This window comes from Thalassobius vesicularis, from assembly GCF_004799325.1.
GTDB lineage: Bacteria > Pseudomonadota > Alphaproteobacteria > Rhodobacterales > Rhodobacteraceae > Thalassobius > Thalassobius vesicularis.
The window spans coordinates 198,637-214,037 of sequence record NZ_SSMD01000002.1 but is presented as its reverse complement, the minus strand read 5'-3'; the positions used below and the strand labels follow the sequence as shown (position 1 = coordinate 214,037).

General features: G+C 63.5%; 20 protein-coding genes. 9 read left to right on the top strand and 11 right to left on the bottom strand.

From position 1 onward, the window contains the following. Positions 1-4: 4 nt before the first annotated feature. Together E7681_RS04800 and E7681_RS04795 are read right to left on the bottom strand one after the other, a co-directional pair. Complete coding sequence (locus E7681_RS04800) at positions 5-412, bottom strand: hypothetical protein (protein ID WP_136338139.1); 408 nt, start codon at positions 410-412, stop codon at positions 5-7. After that, positions 409-1,611, bottom strand: a complete 1,203-nt coding sequence (locus tag E7681_RS04795; RefSeq protein WP_136338138.1) for a pyridoxal phosphate-dependent aminotransferase — start codon at positions 1,609-1,611, stop codon at positions 409-411. Before E7681_RS04795 ends, E7681_RS04800 begins: the two co-directional genes overlap by 4 nt. 93 nt (positions 1,612-1,704) lie before the next feature. On the opposite strand from E7681_RS04795, the gene E7681_RS04790 reads away from it, so the two are divergent. From E7681_RS04790 to E7681_RS04780, 3 genes are all read left to right on the top strand, one after another. Continuing rightward, on the top strand, positions 1,705-2,106 hold the full coding sequence (locus tag E7681_RS04790; RefSeq protein WP_136338137.1) for a helix-turn-helix domain-containing protein: 402 nt from the start codon (positions 1,705-1,707) through the stop codon (positions 2,104-2,106). After that, positions 2,103-2,366, top strand: coding sequence for an FAD assembly factor SdhE (locus E7681_RS04785; protein ID WP_136338136.1), 264 nt, complete (start codon positions 2,103-2,105; stop codon positions 2,364-2,366). Before E7681_RS04790 ends, E7681_RS04785 begins: the two co-directional genes overlap by 4 nt. Positions 2,367-2,456: 90 nt before the next feature. Further along, the gene (locus E7681_RS04780; RefSeq protein ID WP_136338135.1) at positions 2,457-2,954 is read left to right on the top strand and encodes a MarR family winged helix-turn-helix transcriptional regulator; all 498 of its coding nucleotides are present in this window, start codon (positions 2,457-2,459) and stop codon (positions 2,952-2,954) included. A 73-nt stretch (positions 2,955-3,027) separates the two neighbouring features. Here the strand turns inward: E7681_RS04780 and E7681_RS04775 are convergent, their stop codons facing one another. Genes E7681_RS04775 through E7681_RS04765 form a run of 3 tightly spaced genes read right to left on the bottom strand, consistent with a single transcriptional unit; the run spans position 3,028 to position 5,746 of the window. Next, positions 3,028-3,456 carry a VOC family protein gene (locus E7681_RS04775; protein ID WP_136338134.1) on the bottom strand — a complete coding sequence of 143 codons (429 nt, stop codon included), beginning with the start codon at positions 3,454-3,456 and terminating at the stop codon, positions 3,028-3,030. A 24-nt stretch (positions 3,457-3,480) separates the two neighbouring features. Next, entirely contained in the window at positions 3,481-4,854 is a 1,374-nt protein-coding gene (locus E7681_RS04770) for a tetratricopeptide repeat protein (protein ID WP_136338133.1), read from the bottom strand. Beyond that, the gene (locus E7681_RS04765) at positions 4,838-5,746 is read right to left on the bottom strand and encodes a phage tail tape measure protein (RefSeq protein WP_168733158.1); all 909 of its coding nucleotides are present in this window, start codon (positions 5,744-5,746) and stop codon (positions 4,838-4,840) included. Before E7681_RS04765 ends, E7681_RS04770 begins: the two co-directional genes overlap by 17 nt. A gap of 209 nt (positions 5,747-5,955) precedes the next feature. On the opposite strand from E7681_RS04765, the gene thyX reads away from it, so the two are divergent. The 3 genes from thyX (at position 5,956) to E7681_RS04750 (ending at position 8,160) form a co-directional block, all read left to right on the top strand. Beyond that, positions 5,956-6,861: an FAD-dependent thymidylate synthase gene (gene thyX / locus E7681_RS04760; protein ID WP_136338131.1), complete on the top strand. Its 906-nt coding sequence runs from the start codon at positions 5,956-5,958 to the stop codon at positions 6,859-6,861. Then, positions 6,831-7,649: a hypothetical protein gene (locus tag E7681_RS04755; protein WP_136338130.1), complete on the top strand. Its 819-nt coding sequence runs from the start codon at positions 6,831-6,833 to the stop codon at positions 7,647-7,649. Before thyX ends, E7681_RS04755 begins: the two co-directional genes overlap by 31 nt. A gap of 199 nt (positions 7,650-7,848) precedes the next feature. Beyond that, complete coding sequence (locus E7681_RS04750; RefSeq protein WP_136338129.1) at positions 7,849-8,160, top strand: HPF/RaiA family ribosome-associated protein; 312 nt, start codon at positions 7,849-7,851, stop codon at positions 8,158-8,160. Between the two features lie 65 nt (positions 8,161-8,225). Here E7681_RS04750 and E7681_RS04745 read toward each other — a convergent pair whose 3' ends face one another. Further along, positions 8,226-8,432 (bottom strand): cold-shock protein, encoded by a 207-nt coding sequence (locus E7681_RS04745; protein WP_136338128.1) that lies wholly within the window; start codon positions 8,430-8,432, stop codon positions 8,226-8,228. A gap of 209 nt (positions 8,433-8,641) precedes the next feature. On the opposite strand from E7681_RS04745, the gene E7681_RS04740 reads away from it, so the two are divergent. Together E7681_RS04740 and E7681_RS04735 are read left to right on the top strand one after the other, a co-directional pair. After that, a complete protein-coding gene (locus tag E7681_RS04740; RefSeq protein WP_136338127.1) occupies positions 8,642-8,959 on the top strand; it encodes an ArsC/Spx/MgsR family protein in 318 nt (105 codons plus the stop codon). A gap of 44 nt (positions 8,960-9,003) precedes the next feature. Continuing rightward, positions 9,004-9,372, top strand: coding sequence for a hypothetical protein (locus tag E7681_RS04735; protein ID WP_136338126.1), 369 nt, complete (start codon positions 9,004-9,006; stop codon positions 9,370-9,372). On the opposite strand, the gene E7681_RS04730 is transcribed toward E7681_RS04735, so the two are convergent. The 4 genes from E7681_RS04730 to E7681_RS04715 are packed head-to-tail and all read right to left on the bottom strand — an operon-like array spanning position 9,329 to position 11,830. Beyond that, complete coding sequence (locus tag E7681_RS04730) at positions 9,329-9,904, bottom strand: DoxX family protein (protein ID WP_136338456.1); 576 nt, start codon at positions 9,902-9,904, stop codon at positions 9,329-9,331. The genes E7681_RS04735 and E7681_RS04730 overlap by 44 nt on opposite strands. Further along, positions 9,904-10,629, bottom strand: coding sequence for an HvfC/BufC N-terminal domain-containing protein (locus E7681_RS04725; RefSeq protein ID WP_136338125.1), 726 nt, complete (start codon positions 10,627-10,629; stop codon positions 9,904-9,906). The genes E7681_RS04730 and E7681_RS04725 overlap by 1 nt, the downstream gene beginning before the upstream one ends. Continuing rightward, positions 10,626-11,465: an MNIO family bufferin maturase gene (bufB, locus tag E7681_RS04720; protein WP_136338124.1), complete on the bottom strand. Its 840-nt coding sequence runs from the start codon at positions 11,463-11,465 to the stop codon at positions 10,626-10,628. The genes E7681_RS04725 and bufB overlap by 4 nt, the downstream gene beginning before the upstream one ends. Before the next feature lie 53 nt (positions 11,466-11,518). Continuing rightward, positions 11,519-11,830 (bottom strand): BufA1 family periplasmic bufferin-type metallophore, encoded by a 312-nt coding sequence (locus tag E7681_RS04715; RefSeq protein WP_136338123.1) that lies wholly within the window; start codon positions 11,828-11,830, stop codon positions 11,519-11,521. Positions 11,831-12,210: 380 nt separating this feature from the next. Here E7681_RS04715 and E7681_RS04710 point away from each other — a divergent pair, with 380 nt between their 5' ends. Beyond that, positions 12,211-13,359 carry an acyltransferase family protein gene (locus E7681_RS04710; protein WP_136338122.1) on the top strand — a complete coding sequence of 383 codons (1,149 nt, stop codon included), beginning with the start codon at positions 12,211-12,213 and terminating at the stop codon, positions 13,357-13,359. On the opposite strand, the gene thrS is transcribed toward E7681_RS04710, so the two are convergent. Then, the gene (gene thrS / locus E7681_RS04705) at positions 13,319-15,265 is read right to left on the bottom strand and encodes a threonine--tRNA ligase (protein WP_136338121.1); all 1,947 of its coding nucleotides are present in this window, start codon (positions 15,263-15,265) and stop codon (positions 13,319-13,321) included. The two genes, E7681_RS04710 and thrS, sit on opposite strands and share 41 nt — an antisense overlap. Positions 15,266-15,401: the final 136 nt, after the last annotated feature.

Genomic DNA, 15,401 nt, shown 5'->3' with positions numbered 1-15,401 from the left:
GAGGTCAGTCTTTCGTTTCGGTGTTCAGACGGTCGGCCTTGCGACGGACCAGCACGCCGCGCAGGTCGTGCATGGCCAGCAAGAGCGCGTCTGTGACGCGCTCCAGCTGGTTGTCGGTGGCGCGGGTTTGCGCCCAGTGCGCGGTCTGGTTCAGGTGGTCCACGGTGCGCAGGATGTCGTCGACCTCGCGCTTGTTCAGCAGCTTCTGGCGCTCGTCCATCCAGTCCTTGATCGCGGCCAGGTCGGCGTCCGACAGCACGCGGTCGCCTTGTGGCTTGATCTCGCCGTTGCGGATGTTGACGGTTGCGATCTGCTCCATGTCCAGACGGCGCTGGCGGTTTTCCGCATCCACGCGGAACACGAATGCGCCGTTGTCGCGGGTGCGGAAGTAGTAGTCGGGCAGGTCGCTCATGTCAGGCTCTTGCAGAAGCCCTGGATGCGGGTGCAGGCCTCTTTCAGTTGCGCGTCCGAGGTGGCGTAGCTGATGCGGAACGCGGGCGACAGGCCGAACGCCGCGCCGAACACCACGGCGACGCCGGTGTCGTTCAGCAGCTCGGTTGCAAAGACCTCGTCATTGGTGATCTTGACGCCCTTGGCCGTGGTCTTGCCGATCAGCCCCGAGATGAACGGGTAGACGTAGAACGCGCCTTCGGGGGTGGGGCAGGTGACGCCTTCGATCTCGTTCAGCATGCCGACGACCAGATCGCGGCGGCGGGCGAACATCACGTTGTTGGGCGCGATGAAGTCCTGCGGGCCGTTCAGCGCCTCGACCGCCGCCCATTGGCTGATCGAGCAGGGGTTCGAGGTCGATTGCGACTGCACCTTGCCCATCGCCTTGATCAGCGGTTCCGGCCCGGCGGCATAGCCGATGCGCCAGCCGGTCATGGCATAGGCCTTGGAGACACCGTTGACCGTCAGGGTGCGCTCGTACAGGCGCGGTTCGACCTGCGCGGGGGTGCAGAATTTGAAATCGTCATAGGCCAAGTGTTCGTACATGTCATCCGTCAGAACCCAGACATGCGGGTGGCGCATCAGCACGTCGGTCAGCGCCTTCAGCTCGTCCCACGAATAGCCCGCGCCGGTCGGGTTCGAGGGCGAGTTGAACAGGAACCACTTGGTGTTGCGGGTGATCGCGCGCTCCAGCTGCTCGGGCGTGATCTTGAAGCTGTTCTCCAGCGTCGCCTCGATGAACACGGGCACGCCGCCGGCCAGCAGCACCATGTCGGGGTAGCTGACCCAATAGGGAGCGGGGATGATCACCTCGTCATCATGGTTCAGCGTGGCCATCAGGGCGTTGTACAGCACCTGCTTGCCGCCGGTGCCGACGGTCACCTGTTTCGGCGTGTAATCCAGCCCGTTGTCGCGCTTGAACTTGGCACAGATCGCCTGCTTCAGCTCGGGGATGCCATCGACGGCGGTGTAGCGGGTCTTGCCCTGCTCGATCGCGCGGATGCCCGCGGCGCGGATGTTTTCCGGCGTGTCGAAATCCGGCTCGCCTGCGCCAAGGCTGATGACATCGCGGCCCTGCGCTTTCAGCTCCATCGCCAGGTTCGACACCGCGATGGTGGGCGAGGGTTTCACGCGGGCAAGGGTCTGGGACAGGAAAGACATGGGGCGGCCTCTGGCGGTTGTTTGTGTTCCTAGCCCGACTGTCTTAGGGTGCGCGCAACAACCGTTCAAGCGCCTTTGGCGGAAAGGAAAGCCATGTCACCGCAAGATCACGACGATTGGTACAGCGCCGAAACCGCAACCCTGGGTGACCGTCTGGCCGCCGCGCGCGATCAGGCCGGGCTGAGCCAGAAACAACTGGCCAAGGGGCTGGGCATCAAGACCGGCACCCTGCGCGACTGGGAGGACGACCTTGCCGAGCCGCGCGCCAACAAGCTGGCGATGATCGCGGGCGTTCTGGGGGTCTCGGTCGGCTGGCTGCTGAGCGGCGAGGGCGAAGGCGTGGACGCCCCGCTTGACGAGGGGGCAGTTTCGCCGGATATGACCGGCGTGTTGAACGAGATGCGCGAATTGCGGGTCCAGATCAGCGGCACGGCCGAACGGCTGGCCCGACTGGAAAAGCGGCTGCGCGAGATCATGAAGGATCAGGACGCATGAGCGAGGAACTGCACGAACATCGGCTGAAGCGGCTGGCCATGCGCTCGATGCGGCGCGGCATCAAGGAGATGGACATCATCCTGATGCGCTATGCCGATGCCAAGCTGGCGGGCATGAGCGATGCCGAACTGACCGAGTACGACGCGCTGCTGTCTGAGAATGACCAGGATCTGTACCAGTGGGTCTCAGGCCAGGTGGCGCCGGATGCGCGGTTTGCCGGGCTGGTTGCGGATATTCGTCAGATGATCGGCGCGGAATAATTCGGATTTTACCGAAAACCCGCGTCGTTTAACCGATTATTGGGGTTTGTTGTCCAGTTTCGCCGGTGAATTACCCGGACGGAGATCAGGATGAGCATACATAACCCCATCAGCACGGGCGACCGCGCCGCCTTCATGGGCGCCTATCTGGAGGCGCTGGCACTGGTCGAACGGCTGCACCGTCTGCTGCTGGACGTGATCAAGGATGAATTCGAACGCGTCGGCGTGCTGGAGATCAACTCGGTCCAGGCGCTGCTGCTGTTCAATATCGGCGACAACGAGGTGACGGCGGGCGAGCTGAAGACCCGCGGCTATTACCAGGGCAGCAACGTCAGCTACAATCTGAAGAAGCTGGTCGAGATGGGGTACATGCACCACCAGCGCTGCGAGATCGACCGCCGGTCGGTGCGCGTGCGGCTGACCCAGAAAGGGCGCGAGATTCGCGACCTGATCTCGGACCTGTTCCTGCGCCATGCCGACGGTCTGGAGGCCAAGGGCGTGCTGGGCCCGGACGGTATCGCCGAAATCACCACCGCCCTGCGCCGGGTGGAGCGCTACTGGACCGATCAGATCCGCTATATCTACTGAGGGGGTGCCGAAATCTTTGAAAGATTTCGGACCGCTTTCTTTGCAAGAAAGCGGCGCCGGTGGCGGATCGGGGTTACCAGTGCCCGGTGTTTTCCATGCTGGCCCAGGGTTCGGCCTTGGGCAGCGGATCGCCCATCTGCAGCAGTTCGACCGACACGTTATCCGGCGAGCGCACGAATGCCATGCGCCCGTCGCGCGGCGGGCGGTTGATCACCACGCCATTGTCCTGCAGGTGCTGGCACATCGCGTAGATATCCTCGACCGCGTAGGCCAGGTGCCCGAAATGTCGGCTGTCCGAGGGCAGGCCATCGTCGCCATCCCAGTTATAGGTCAGCTCGACCGGGCAGTCCTCTTGCCCTTCGGGGGCCATGAAGATCAGCGTGAACCGTCCGGCCTCGCTTTCGATCCGGCGTGTTTCCTTCAGGCCCAGCAGGGCGTAAAAGGCCATGCTTTTTTCCAGGTCCTTCACGCGGACCATCGTGTGCAGATAGCGGATTTTCATTGTGCCTCCTGTGGCCGCGCGGGGTCAGAACCTGGACACGATCCCAAGCGAGACCGAAAACTCGTTGGTTTCGAACCGGCTGACATTCGAGCGCGTCTTTTGCGCCTGCACCTTCAAAGACGGCACGAACCCGGCGTAGTCAAGGTTTTCGAACACGAAATCGGCGCTGCCGAACAGCATGTGATCTTGACGCCCACCCGGCACCACGAAGGGGCCGACGCGATAATCGGGGTAATCCGCCACCGTGCCGCCCAGGCTGAGCGAGACCTTGGCCGGCCCGATCGGACGCGGCAGACCCCAGGCGACAAAGCCCGTCGCGCGCTGGCGGCGGGCGTTGACGTACAGGCTGTCGGCCATCTGAAGCGAGGCGCCATAGCTGAACGTGCCGCCACCTGACAGCTTGGCCGAGACGCTGGCGCGCAGGTCCATCTCGGTGACGGGGGCGCCGCGCTCGGGCTGGGAACGTTCGGCCGCAAGCGACAGCTGGACCTGTTTGCCGGGGGCCAGCGGGACGACGCGGGCACCCTCAATCCGCAGGGAGTTTTGCAGCGGCTGGCCGCCATACCATTGCCGCGACAGCGTCAACTCGGCGCTCAGCAGGCCGGCTTCCTTGCCCAGCGAGCGGCGATGCTCCAGCCCCAACTCGGCCTTGGTATAGGCGAAATCGCTGTTTTCGGCGGCGGGGGCCTGGGCGCGGGCATCGGCGGACAGGGCGACGCGCGACAGATACAGCCGCCCCTTGACGCGGGTCTGGCTGCGGTCGGTCTGCGTGAACCGGTAGCCCAGCGACAGATCGCCCGTCATTTTCAGCCCCGACAGGGCCATCGCGTCGCCGCTGAGCACGCCGACCCACGGCACGCCCGCGATCACGGCATAGGGATCCTCGGCGCCATTGTTGACGTTGTCCGAGGGGGCCATCGACAGGCGCAGCTGCACGTTCCACGGGTTCAGCGCGCGCAGCACGCGGTAGTCGCGTTTCAGAACCTCGCGGGCGCGGTCGTCGGGGGCGTGGTTCCACGAGCGGCGCAACCAGATCTGCGCCATCCCCGGCTGGGCCGATTCCACCGCCAAAGTGGCCGCCAGCTGCGACGCCTGATAACGCCCCAGCCCGGTATCGGCGTAGCGATAGGCCAGCGCGGCCTGACGGCGGGCCAGCTTGGGTTGCCGCATCTGCTGAAAGGCGCGGGCCAGAACGAAATGCGCGTAGGCGTCCGACGGGTCGCGCTGCAGCAATCCGGTGGCGATCTGGGCGGCCAGTTGCGGCTGCCCTTGGGCAAGCGAGGCCGCCGCGATCTGGCGGGCCTCGGCGATCCCCATCGAGACGTCGGCCTTCACCGGCGCCTGGGTCAGCCCCAGCGCCAGCGCGGCCGCCGCCAGTACCTTAGTTGAGCGTGTCACAAATCGGGTCATCGCCAGCCTGGCCGCATTGGGTCAGCACGAACACGCCGATTTCCTCGTCTCCGGTCCAGTTGTAGATGTTGTTGTCGACGTCGTTCAGCGTCAGCGTTCCGGCCACCGAATGCGCGTTGGTGCCGCCGAAAATCCCGCCATAGCTGCCGACCGAGTTGCCGACCGTGCCGTCGAACTCGACCACGCCGGTAAAGATGCCGTCACTGGAAATCGTGCTGGGCACCAGCACCACGTCGGGCAGGGTCACGGCCGGGGTCTCGACCAGGCGGCGGTTGTAGACAGAGCCGTTCACCACGTTGTCGCCGAAGTTGACGTTGATGAAGATGTCGCCCTCAACCCGCGAGGATTGCCCCGGCGCGATTGCCGGGTCGGTGCCAGCCGGGACGGGCAACAGGTTGCCGCCAGCGCCAGCGATATTGGTCACGCCTGCGTAATCGCCGGCATAGGACACCTGTCCGCTGGCCGTCGGCGGCGCGTCGAACCCGCCGCTACGCTGGAAAAAGCCGCCGCCGTAATAACGGTTGAACTGGCCGCCATCGGCCACGGCCCCGGCCATCACCGAGCCATCGGTGCTTTGGGCGACGAGCGCGGTAAAGTGCCGGTCCAGCGGGTCGTCCTGATAGGTGAAGGCGTGGTAATGCGCCACGTCCAGCGCCGCGTTCCGGCGATAGGTCAGGTCCTGCGGGCCGCCATCCACGCCGTTCAGCCGCAACACCAGCGTGTCCGAACTGGCGTTGTACGAGACGCCCTCGACGTTCATCTTCAGCGCGTCGGGAATGTGATCAAGATTGCCGCCCGATCCGATCGAGCCGCCGCCGGTGCCATCCGTGCATCCTGCAAATGCCAAGATGCACAGCAATGAAGCTGTGGTGCGAAACATGCCTGTGGTCCTTGTCGGTTATTTTGCTCGACTTATTGGGGCAAAGGATCAGGCCCCTACCTTCAAAAGTCAACGAAAGATGCCCTTTCGATAGGGAAAAACCCTTGGGGTGTTGCATGGAAAAACCTGCCCGCATATAGCAGTTTTTCCGAAGGCGGACCCCAGATATAGTGTCCGGCGACTCACAGATCATCAGAAGGACCAGCCCCATGCCCGTGACGCCCGAACAACAGGCCGAAATCGACGCCCTGCGCAGCGCGCCTCGCCAGACCCTGCGGGCCGTGTCCGAGGGGATGGAGAGCCATCTTTACACCGCCTATCCCGTGCTGGACCACGGTTTTGTCCGCGTGATCGACTACATGGGCGACGACGCCGCGATCTGTCAGGCCGCCCGCGTCAGCTATGGCAAGGGCACCAAATCCGTGCAGAACGACGAAGGGCTGATCCGCTACCTGATGCGCCACTGGCACTCGACCCCGTTCGAGATGTGCGAGATCAAGCTCCACGTCAAACTGCCCGTCTTCGTCGCCCGCCAGTGGATCCGCCACCGCACCGCCAACGTCAACGAATACAGCGCCCGCTACTCGATCCTGGACCGCGAATTCTACATCCCGGCCCCCGAACACCTGGCCGCGCAATCGGTCGTCAACAACCAGGGCCGCGGCGAAGCCCTGACCGGGGACGAGGCCGCCCGCGTGCTGGACATCCTCAAATCCGACGCCAACCGCGCCTATGACCACTACGAATCCATGATCTCGGAAGACGGCCAGCAGGGCCTTGCGCGTGAACTGGCCCGCATGAACCTGCCCGCCAACATCTACACCCAATGGTACTGGAAGGTGGACCTGCACAACCTGTTCCACTTCCTGCGCCTGCGCGCCGACAGCCACGCCCAGTACGAAATCCGCGTCTACGCCGAGGAAATCTGCAAGATCGTCGCCGACTGGGTGCCCTTCGCCTACCGCGCCTTCGAAGATTATCGCATGGGTGGCGAAACCCTGAGCGCCGCAGCCCTTGATTGCGTCCGCCGAATGCTGAAAGGTGAAACCGTCACGCAGGAGAACTCGGGCATGAGCGCCCGTGAGTGGCGGGAGTTGCAAGAGGTATTGGGGTGAAAGCAAGCCTACTTGATCGAGGATATCTGGCACTAGGAGTAGTCATCGGGTTTTCGGTGACCTTGGTGTCGGTTCTATTGGTTGAACATCTCCATATTATCTCCAGCAACGAAACAATTGTTGGAGCTATCGTCGGCGGAGTGCTGTCCGGGTTGGTCACGCTATTTGCAGTAACAATCGGAACATATTTTGACAACAATCGTGCTGAGCAAGAGCGCTACTTGAGTTTGGAGGCGGAAGCATTTTCAGCTTATTCCAAGGTTACTGATATTCTTGACGACATTACTAAACAGTATCGTCATCATTTTGACTCCACATCTAGTCTCCGTCTGCACTATTCCAAAGGGAGTGAGAAGAAATCTTTGGCAAAACCATTGCAAGGGAAAAGTGAAAAAATTCGGTTCACAACTGACGAGAAAAGTGTGGGATTAAAGTTGAAGTCAATTGTAATTTTTAATGATTTGAATAATTTAGATGCAATTTCGGAGACGTTTCATTTCTTGAGGGAAGAGTATGGAAGGCGTTATTTCGATTTTCAAAAATCTACATTTGAGACCGGAAAACTGGAAATAGAGGGGAGAAATGTTTCCTCTGATGCAAAGGTTCATCCTCTTGATTTGATTGGTTTGGAGGATGCTTCTGAACAGTTTAAGTCTTTTCTCTTTAAGACGCAGCACGAGGTTCGTGAAGCGCATCGTAGATATACGGAAGCCCTCGAAACTCATTTTGGTAAACGGTTTGAATTCGAAATATTAGACTCGCCATCTCAGTCCAAAAATATGTACTAATCCCGCTGATTGGTCCTCTCTACGGCACGGGCCGCGCCCGACCTCCTCCATGGGAGGGCGCTTCGCTTCCTCCCGAGGTCGGCCGCGGCCCTCTGATCGGCCAAAATATTCCTGACAAAAATTCTTCGCCCGCTTGCGCCAGATCAATCTGCGCTTAGCTGTCTGTGTATAGCCTGAAGAAAAACAAGGAGGCACACAGATGCAAATCCACATCTTCACCGATCACAACATCCAGGGCGACGAACGTCTGGCCGAGGTCTGCGAGCAGATCGTTGCGGAGACCATGGCCCCCATCGCCAAGCGTCTGACCCGGGTCGAGGTTCACCTGAAGGACGAGCGCGGACCCAAGGGCGGCGAGGATATCCGCGCCACCGTCGAGGCGCGCCCCGAGGGTCTGCGCCCCTATGCGGCCCATGCCGACGCGACCGACATCCCGCACGCGGTGAAGGCCGCCGCGAAAAAGCTGCGCCAGCGGCTTGAGGCCGAATTCGGCAAGCTGGCCCATCACTGAACGCAAAACAGGCGGCGGCCCGGTGGCCGCTGCCTAACTCGTGTCAATCGGTGCCGGGCAGGGGGTCAGAGCGCCTTGATGTTGCTGGCCATCTGGCGGCCGTCGCGCCCTTCCATCAGATCAAAGCTGACTTTCTGGTTGTCGGCCAGGCCGGTCAGGCCCGAACGCTCGACAGCCGAGATGTGGACGAAAACGTCCTTGCCGCCGCCTTCGGGCGCGATGAAGCCGTAGCCTTTGGTGGTGTTGAACCATTTCACGGTGCCGTTGGGCATGTTCCGTGTCTCCTTCTTTCGTGTCGTATCCCTGAAAATGCAGGGCCATGTGCCGCCGGATCAATGGGCAGGGCGCGGGCCCCGTGAAATCCCGAAAAAACCAATGTCACAGCCCCGATCATTCGGACGAGAATGTAAAAATCAAGCAAAACGGACGTGCGCCGCGTTGGGTTGGTTGATAATCAGGCACAAACACCAAGGGGGACGGGATGAAGATTTACGGGCTGAAGAACTGCGACACCTGCCGTAAGGCCTTGAAATCACTGGACGGTGCGCAGCTGGTGGACATCCGGGAAACCCCGCTGGACGACGCGCTGCTGGATCTGGCCCTGGGACAATTTGCCGAAAATCTGGTCAACACACGCTCCACCACTTGGCGCGGCCTGAGCCCCGAGGAGCGCGCGCACCCCCCGCGCGATCTGTTGCGCGCCCATCCTGCGCTGATGAAACGGCCGCTGATTCAGACCGCCGGGGGGGAATTATTGCTGGGTTGGACCCCTGACACCCGCAAAACCCTTGGCATCTGACTGCGCCGTCCCTACCTGATCCCTACAACACACAGGAGACGCCCATGCGTAACGCAGCCCTTGTTCTTGGCCTGATCGGCGGTCTGATCGGCATGTTGGTCGGCTTTTTCAGCTACGGCTACACCGAGGTGATCGAGCGTTGGGGCGAGGTGGACGGCATGTTCGCGCAGGTGGATGACGTGCAGCTGATCCGGACGGCCAGCTTCTTTGCGCCGCTTCTGGCTCTGGCGGGCGGCGCGATGGCGAAATCGCGCGCACTGTGGGGCGGGGTGCTGATGCTGCTGTCGGCGGCGGGGATGTACCACGCATTCCACTTCAACGTCTTCACCATGTTTCCGATTGGCTTCTGCGCGTTGGGCGGCTTGCTGGCTATTGCGGCCGGGAAACCGGACGAGCCAAAGGCCCATTTCTAAGAACCGCATCCACCGAGACAGGCCCCGCGCCCTTCACCACCAGCGTGACCAGCGCCAGCATCCAGAACGCGCGCTGGTCCAGGATCGCGCCGTCGGGCAGGCGGTCGAACCAGGCACCCAGGGTTGCCGCGTGCTCGATCCCGCCATGGCCGTAGAGGTCGGTCAGCGATTGCACGGTGATGAACCCGATCATCCCCAGCGCCGCCAGACGGGTCATCAGCCCCAGCAGGATCAGCGCGGGCAGGGCGAACTCGGCCACCGTTCCGGCGACCACAACGGCCCAGTGGTGCAGGCCCAGCTGGTCGGAATCGTAGCCCACGGATTCAAACACGCGCGGCCAGATCTGTGCATAGGCCCCGGTCGAGGGCATGAACAGCCCCAGCGGCCCGTCGCCCAGCTTGGTCAGGCCCGAGGCCCAGAAATACCCCGCCAGCACCGCGCCGAACAGGAACCGCGCCAGCGTCGGCAGTAGCCAGTCGACGGCCTCCAGCCGGGCGGTCAGATCGTGATAGAGGGTCAGGGCGCGGGTCATCATTCGTCCTCCGATATCAATGAAATCAAGGCGTTCTGTTGCAGGATCAGCGTCAAGAACGCGGGCAGGTCGGCGTCGGGTTGCAGTGCATCGGTCAGGGTCTGGCCAGTCATCAGCGCCTCCATCAACGCGGCTTGCGGTTCGGCCAGCACGGTCAGCACCGGGTCATACTCGGGCCGGGTGATCAGCACCGATTGCGCCCCGCCCGTGGGTGCGGGGCCATCCCCCAGCGCATAGGCCCGGATTGCCGCGACCGGCCAGTCCGAGCGCATCAGCCGCACCGCAGGCGCGAAGCCGAAGCGGGCGCTCAGCAGGGTTTCGGGCGTCAGGCGGTCCGCCGTGACCGGGGAGGCATCGGCGGCGTGATAGGCCAGCCGCATCTGCCATTCCAGCGCCGCCACATCGGGCAGATAGCCCAGATGCGCCAGCGGCCGGACCCGGGTCAGGTACGCGGAAAACGCGTCACCATACAAAAACATCAGCGGCGATTTGGGCGCGTGATCAGCCACAAAGCCCCGCGCGATCGCCCAGAAATTCGCCTCGCCCAGCAGGGCGGCGGTGGCCGGGAAGCCGTCGCGCAGCGCCTCGATCAGCGACAGGGTGACGTTGTTGCGATAGACGTCGAACCGCTTGCCCGCGCTGTTGCCCCAGCGGTCCAGCAACCCCGGAGGCACCGGCCGGCCCGCGTCACGCAACGCGTCGTGGAATGTGGTTTGGCGGGTCATGCGGGCATCCTTTCGGCGGCGCGGGCGGCCTCGGCGGCCAGAACGGGCCAGTCGGGCACGTCATTGTCCCACTCGATCAGGATCGGTTTCGGCCCGGTCTGCGCCAGCGCGTATTCCAGCAGGGTCCAGACCGGATCGGCCACTGGACGCCCGTGGCTGTCGATCAGCAGGGGGGCGCCCACGTCATCGGCATCCTCGTCGAACCCACCCAGATGGATTTCGCCCACCAGATCCGTGCGATAGGCGTCGATATAGGCGCGCGGGTTGGTGCCCAGATTGGTGGCCGAGACGAAGACGTTGTTCACATCCAAAAGCAGCCCACAGCCGGTGCGGCGCGCGATCTCGGACAGGAACTCCGGCTCCTCCCAGGTCGAGGCGGCGAAGCGCAGGTACGAGGAGGGGTTTTCCAGCAGCATCCGCCGGCCCAGCACCTCTTGCACCTGATCGATGTGATCGCAGACGCGGGCCAGCGTGGCGGCGGTGTAGGGCAGGGGCAGCAGGTCGTTCAGGAACTCGGCCCCGTGCGTGGACCAGGCCAGATGTTCGGAAAAACTGGCCGGGTGCAGCCAGTCGCACAGGTGTTTCAGACGGGCCAGGTGGGCGGGGTCCAGCGGGCCTTCGCCGCCGATGGACAGGCCGACGCCGTGCACCGAAATGGCAAAGCGCTCCGCCAGGTGGCGCAGCATCGCCAGCGGGCGGCCGCCGTCGCCCATGTAGTTCTCGGCGTGGATTTCCAGCCATTGGACCGGGCCGGGATGGGCCAGGATATCCGCGTAGTGCTGTGGCTTGAAACCGACGCCGGGACCGGCAGGCAGGTGGGTGGGGTGGTCGAACATGGGGCACCTATCAGGCAAAGGATGGGGCGGGAAAACCCCGCCCCGTCAGTGGGTTAGCCCTTCATCGGCAGGTCGCGTTCCAGTGCGGTCAGGCTGCCTTTGCGCATGGTGCCGTCCATCATGGCGGGCAGTTCGATCGACATGCAGGTGCCTGCGTCGACCAGTTTGAACGCGTTGCCCTGGTAGTCCACGGTCGAGGTGCCGGCGCAGGTGGTTCCGGGGCCAGCGGCGCAATCGTTCTTGCCCGCCATCGAGACGCCATAGCATTTTTCCTGACCGGCCGCGTTGGCGGCGGGGGCGAATTGAGCGGTCAGAGCGGCGGCCAGAGCGCCAGCGACAGCGGCGGTTTTCAGTGCGTTAGACATGTGTGTTTCCCTTTCCTTTTTGAAACTCGGTCCGGTCGTTGCCGGTATCCAAAAGGCTAGGGTCAGTCCGCATAACGAGCCACTCACAGGCCCGTGCATCACGCCCGCGTCAGCAGGCGTGTGACCGGCGTGAGCCGATGCGCGGGTTTTCGCCGAAATGTTACGGCCCAAAGCGGGGTTTCCGTCGCGCGGCGTCTCTGTCTTCGCCGATTGTTACAGCGGGTCAGGCAGCAAAGCGGGCGGGCCAAGCGTTTCGTGACAGATGTGTCAGCCATTTCGGGGGGGCGGTGTATCCGTCCGTGACGGTGTTCTACCCGTCTCCGTTGCCCGGCGAGGCGTCGGGTCTGCTAGACATACCGCAGGATGAAAGGCACTTGAGGATGTCTAAAACCGGAGCCAAACGCCGCTTTGACGCGCTCGATGAGTTGCGCGGGGTCGCCATCATTCTGGCGATGCTGGACCATGTGAAGGTGCAATTCGTCACCGATGTCCATGTGCTGGTGCCGCTCACGCGGCTGGCGACGCCCACCTTCATCATCATCTTCGGCGCGATGATCGAGATCGCCTATCTCTCCTCTGCCCGCGACGGCGGCTCGGCCCAGACATTGCGCTGGCGCATGGCGCAGCGATTGGTGACGGTGGCCCTGCTGTTCCTGCTGCTGACCGGCGGGGCGGTCGTATCGGGCAACCTTGATCCCCTGACGGGGCTGCGCGCGGCACTATGCCTGGTGCAGGGGCGGTTCAGCGAGATTTTCCTGACCTACGCGGCGCTGTTTGCCCTGATCCTGCTGTTCTGGCGCGGGGTGCTGCGGCACGGCTCGACGCTGGTGCTGATCGGCGCGGCGCTCGGCTGGGGGATGTGGTGGGTGCTCACCCCGGTGGTCGAGGCACCGCCCTATATCGTGGGCTTCCTGTTGGGCATTGGTCAGGGCTACGGCCCGGCCATCCTGCCCGGCCTGACCTTTCTGGGCTTCGGTATGGCCCTGGGCGAGGCTTTGACGGGCCGTCGCAGCGCCATCCTGCCGGCGCTGTTGGTCGGGCTGGCGCTGGTCGTCGTCGGGCTGGAGTTGCAGCACGGCATTCTAGAGGCCGGTCGCCGGTTCCTGGCGCATCGCTGGACCAATCACCCCGGTTATTTCGCCGTGGGCACCGTGGCGGCCTGCGGCATGCTGGCCTGGCTGGCGGTGCTGAAACGGGCAGGGGCGCTGCGTGGCGTCCGGCGCTGGCTGGGTCGCGTCGGTGTCCAGACGCTGTTCATCTACGGGGCCGGAAATCTGGTGCTGAACCTGCTGCCCTACCAGGCGCTCCCGCATTGGCTGGGTATCCCGGTGGCGGCGTTGTTTCTGGGGGGGCTGCTGGTTCTGGCCGTGGCCGGGCGCGAGGCGCGCAACCGGCTGGGGCTGGGCTTGCCCGCGCTTTGGCGGCGCGGCTATGCCCCGGTGCGCGACGCGGTCGCTGCCATGATCGCAGCGCCGCGTCGCCCAAAGCTTAGCGAAGATCGGGCGGGGTCGATTCAGCGGCCAGCGTGACGGCCACCTCGTCCAGTGCCACGGTGCTGGTGCGGTTTTCGCCCAGACGCCGCATCGACACGGTGCGCTCTTCCACTTCGCGGGCGCCGATGGCCAGAATGACCGGCACCTTACCCAGCGAGTGTTCGCGGACCTTGTAGTTGATCTTCTCGTTGCGGGTGTCGGCCTCGGCGCGGATGCCTGCGGCTTGCAGCTTGGCGACCACCTCGTGCACGTATGCGTCCGCTTCCGACACGATCGAGGCAACGACCACCTGACGCGGGGCCAGCCAGAACGGCAGCTTGCCGGCGTGGCTTTCGATCAGGATGCCGATGAAACGCTCGAAACTGCCCAGAACTGCGCGGTGCAGCATGACGGGGCGGTGTTTTGCGCCGTCCTGACCGATGAAGTTCGCGTCCAGACGGTCCGGCAGGTTGGGGTCAACCTGCAGCGTGCCGCATTGCCACTGACGGCCGATGGCGTCGGTCAGGGTGAATTCCAGCTTGGGCCCGTAGAACGCGCCTTCGCCTTCCTGGATCTCGTACTCGTAGCCAGCCGCGTTGCACGCGTCGCCCAGGGCCTTTTCGACCCGGTCCCAGCTTTCCTCGGACCCGATCCGCTTTTCGGGGCGGGTGGACAGTTTGATCGTCCAGTCGTGGAATCCCAGATCGGCATAGATCATGGCCAGGAACTGGATGAACTTCTTGGTTTCCGATTCAATCTGCGCATCGGTGCAGAAGATATGCGCGTCGTCCTGCGTGAACCCGCGCACCCGCATGATCCCGTGCAGCGCGCCCGAGGGCTCATACCGGTTGCACGAGCCAAACTCGGCCATGCGCAGCGGCAGGTCGCGATAGGATTTCAGGCCCTGATTGAACACCTGCACGTGGCAAGGGCAGTTCATCGGCTTCAGCGCGTTGACGGTCTTTTCGCGGGCATGATCCTCGTCCACTTCGACGATGAACATGTTTTCCTGGTAGTTGTCCCAGTGGCCCGAGGCCTCCCACAGCTTGCGGTTCACCACCTGCGGGGTGTTCACCTCGACATAGCCGTCGCGCTGCTGCTGGCGGCGCATGTAGTCCTGCAGCGTGGTGTAGATGCGCCAGCCGTTTGGGTGCCAGAAGATCTGGCCCGGCGCTTCCTCTTGCATGTGGAACAGCTGCATTTCGCGGCCCAGCTTGCGGTGGTCGCGCTTGGCGGCTTCTTCCATCATGGTTTCCCAGGCCTTCAGGTCCTGGCGGTTCTTGAAGGCCACGCCGTAGATGCGTTGCAGCATCGGGCGGGTGCTGTCGCCCAGCCAGTAGGCGCCCGCAACATGGGTCAGCTTGAACGCATCCGCCGGCACCTGGCCGGTATGTTGCAAGTGCGGGCCGCGGCACAGATCCTGCCAGTCGCCGTGCCAGTACATCCGCAGATCCTCGCCTTCGGGGATGCGGGCGATCAGCTCGACCTTGAAGGGCTCGCCGGCGTCCTCATAGTGCTTGATCGCGCGGGCGCGGTCCCAGACCTCGGTTTTCACGGCCTCGCGCGCGTTGATGATCTCTTTCATTCGCGCTTCGATCTGGCCCAGATCTTCGGGGGTAAACGGTTCTTCGCGGTCGAAGTCATAGAACCAGCCCTGATCGCGGACCGGCCCGATCGTGACCTTCACGTCCGGCCAGATTTCCTGCACGGCGCGCGCCATGATGTGCGCCAGGTCGTGGCGGATCAGCTCCAGCGCCTCGTCATCGTCCTGCATGGTGTGGATGGCGATTTTCGCATCGGCATTGATCGGCCACTGCAGATCCCAATGCGCGCCGTTCACGCTGGCGCTGATGGCTTTCTTGCCCAGCGATTTCGAGATGCCCTCGGCCACCTCGGCCGGGGTGATCCCGGCGGGGAACACGCGCGAATTGCCATCGGGGAAGGTAAGGGTGACGTCTGCCATATGCGGCCTCCTCGTCAGTTTGGCGCCCACGGAACGCCCGGTTGCGGGTTATGTGTGCCTCCTTTTGAATCGCGTCTGCGCGCAAGTCAAGGACACCCGCCCGCCGCAGAGGGGCCAAAACGCGGACGCAGCGGAT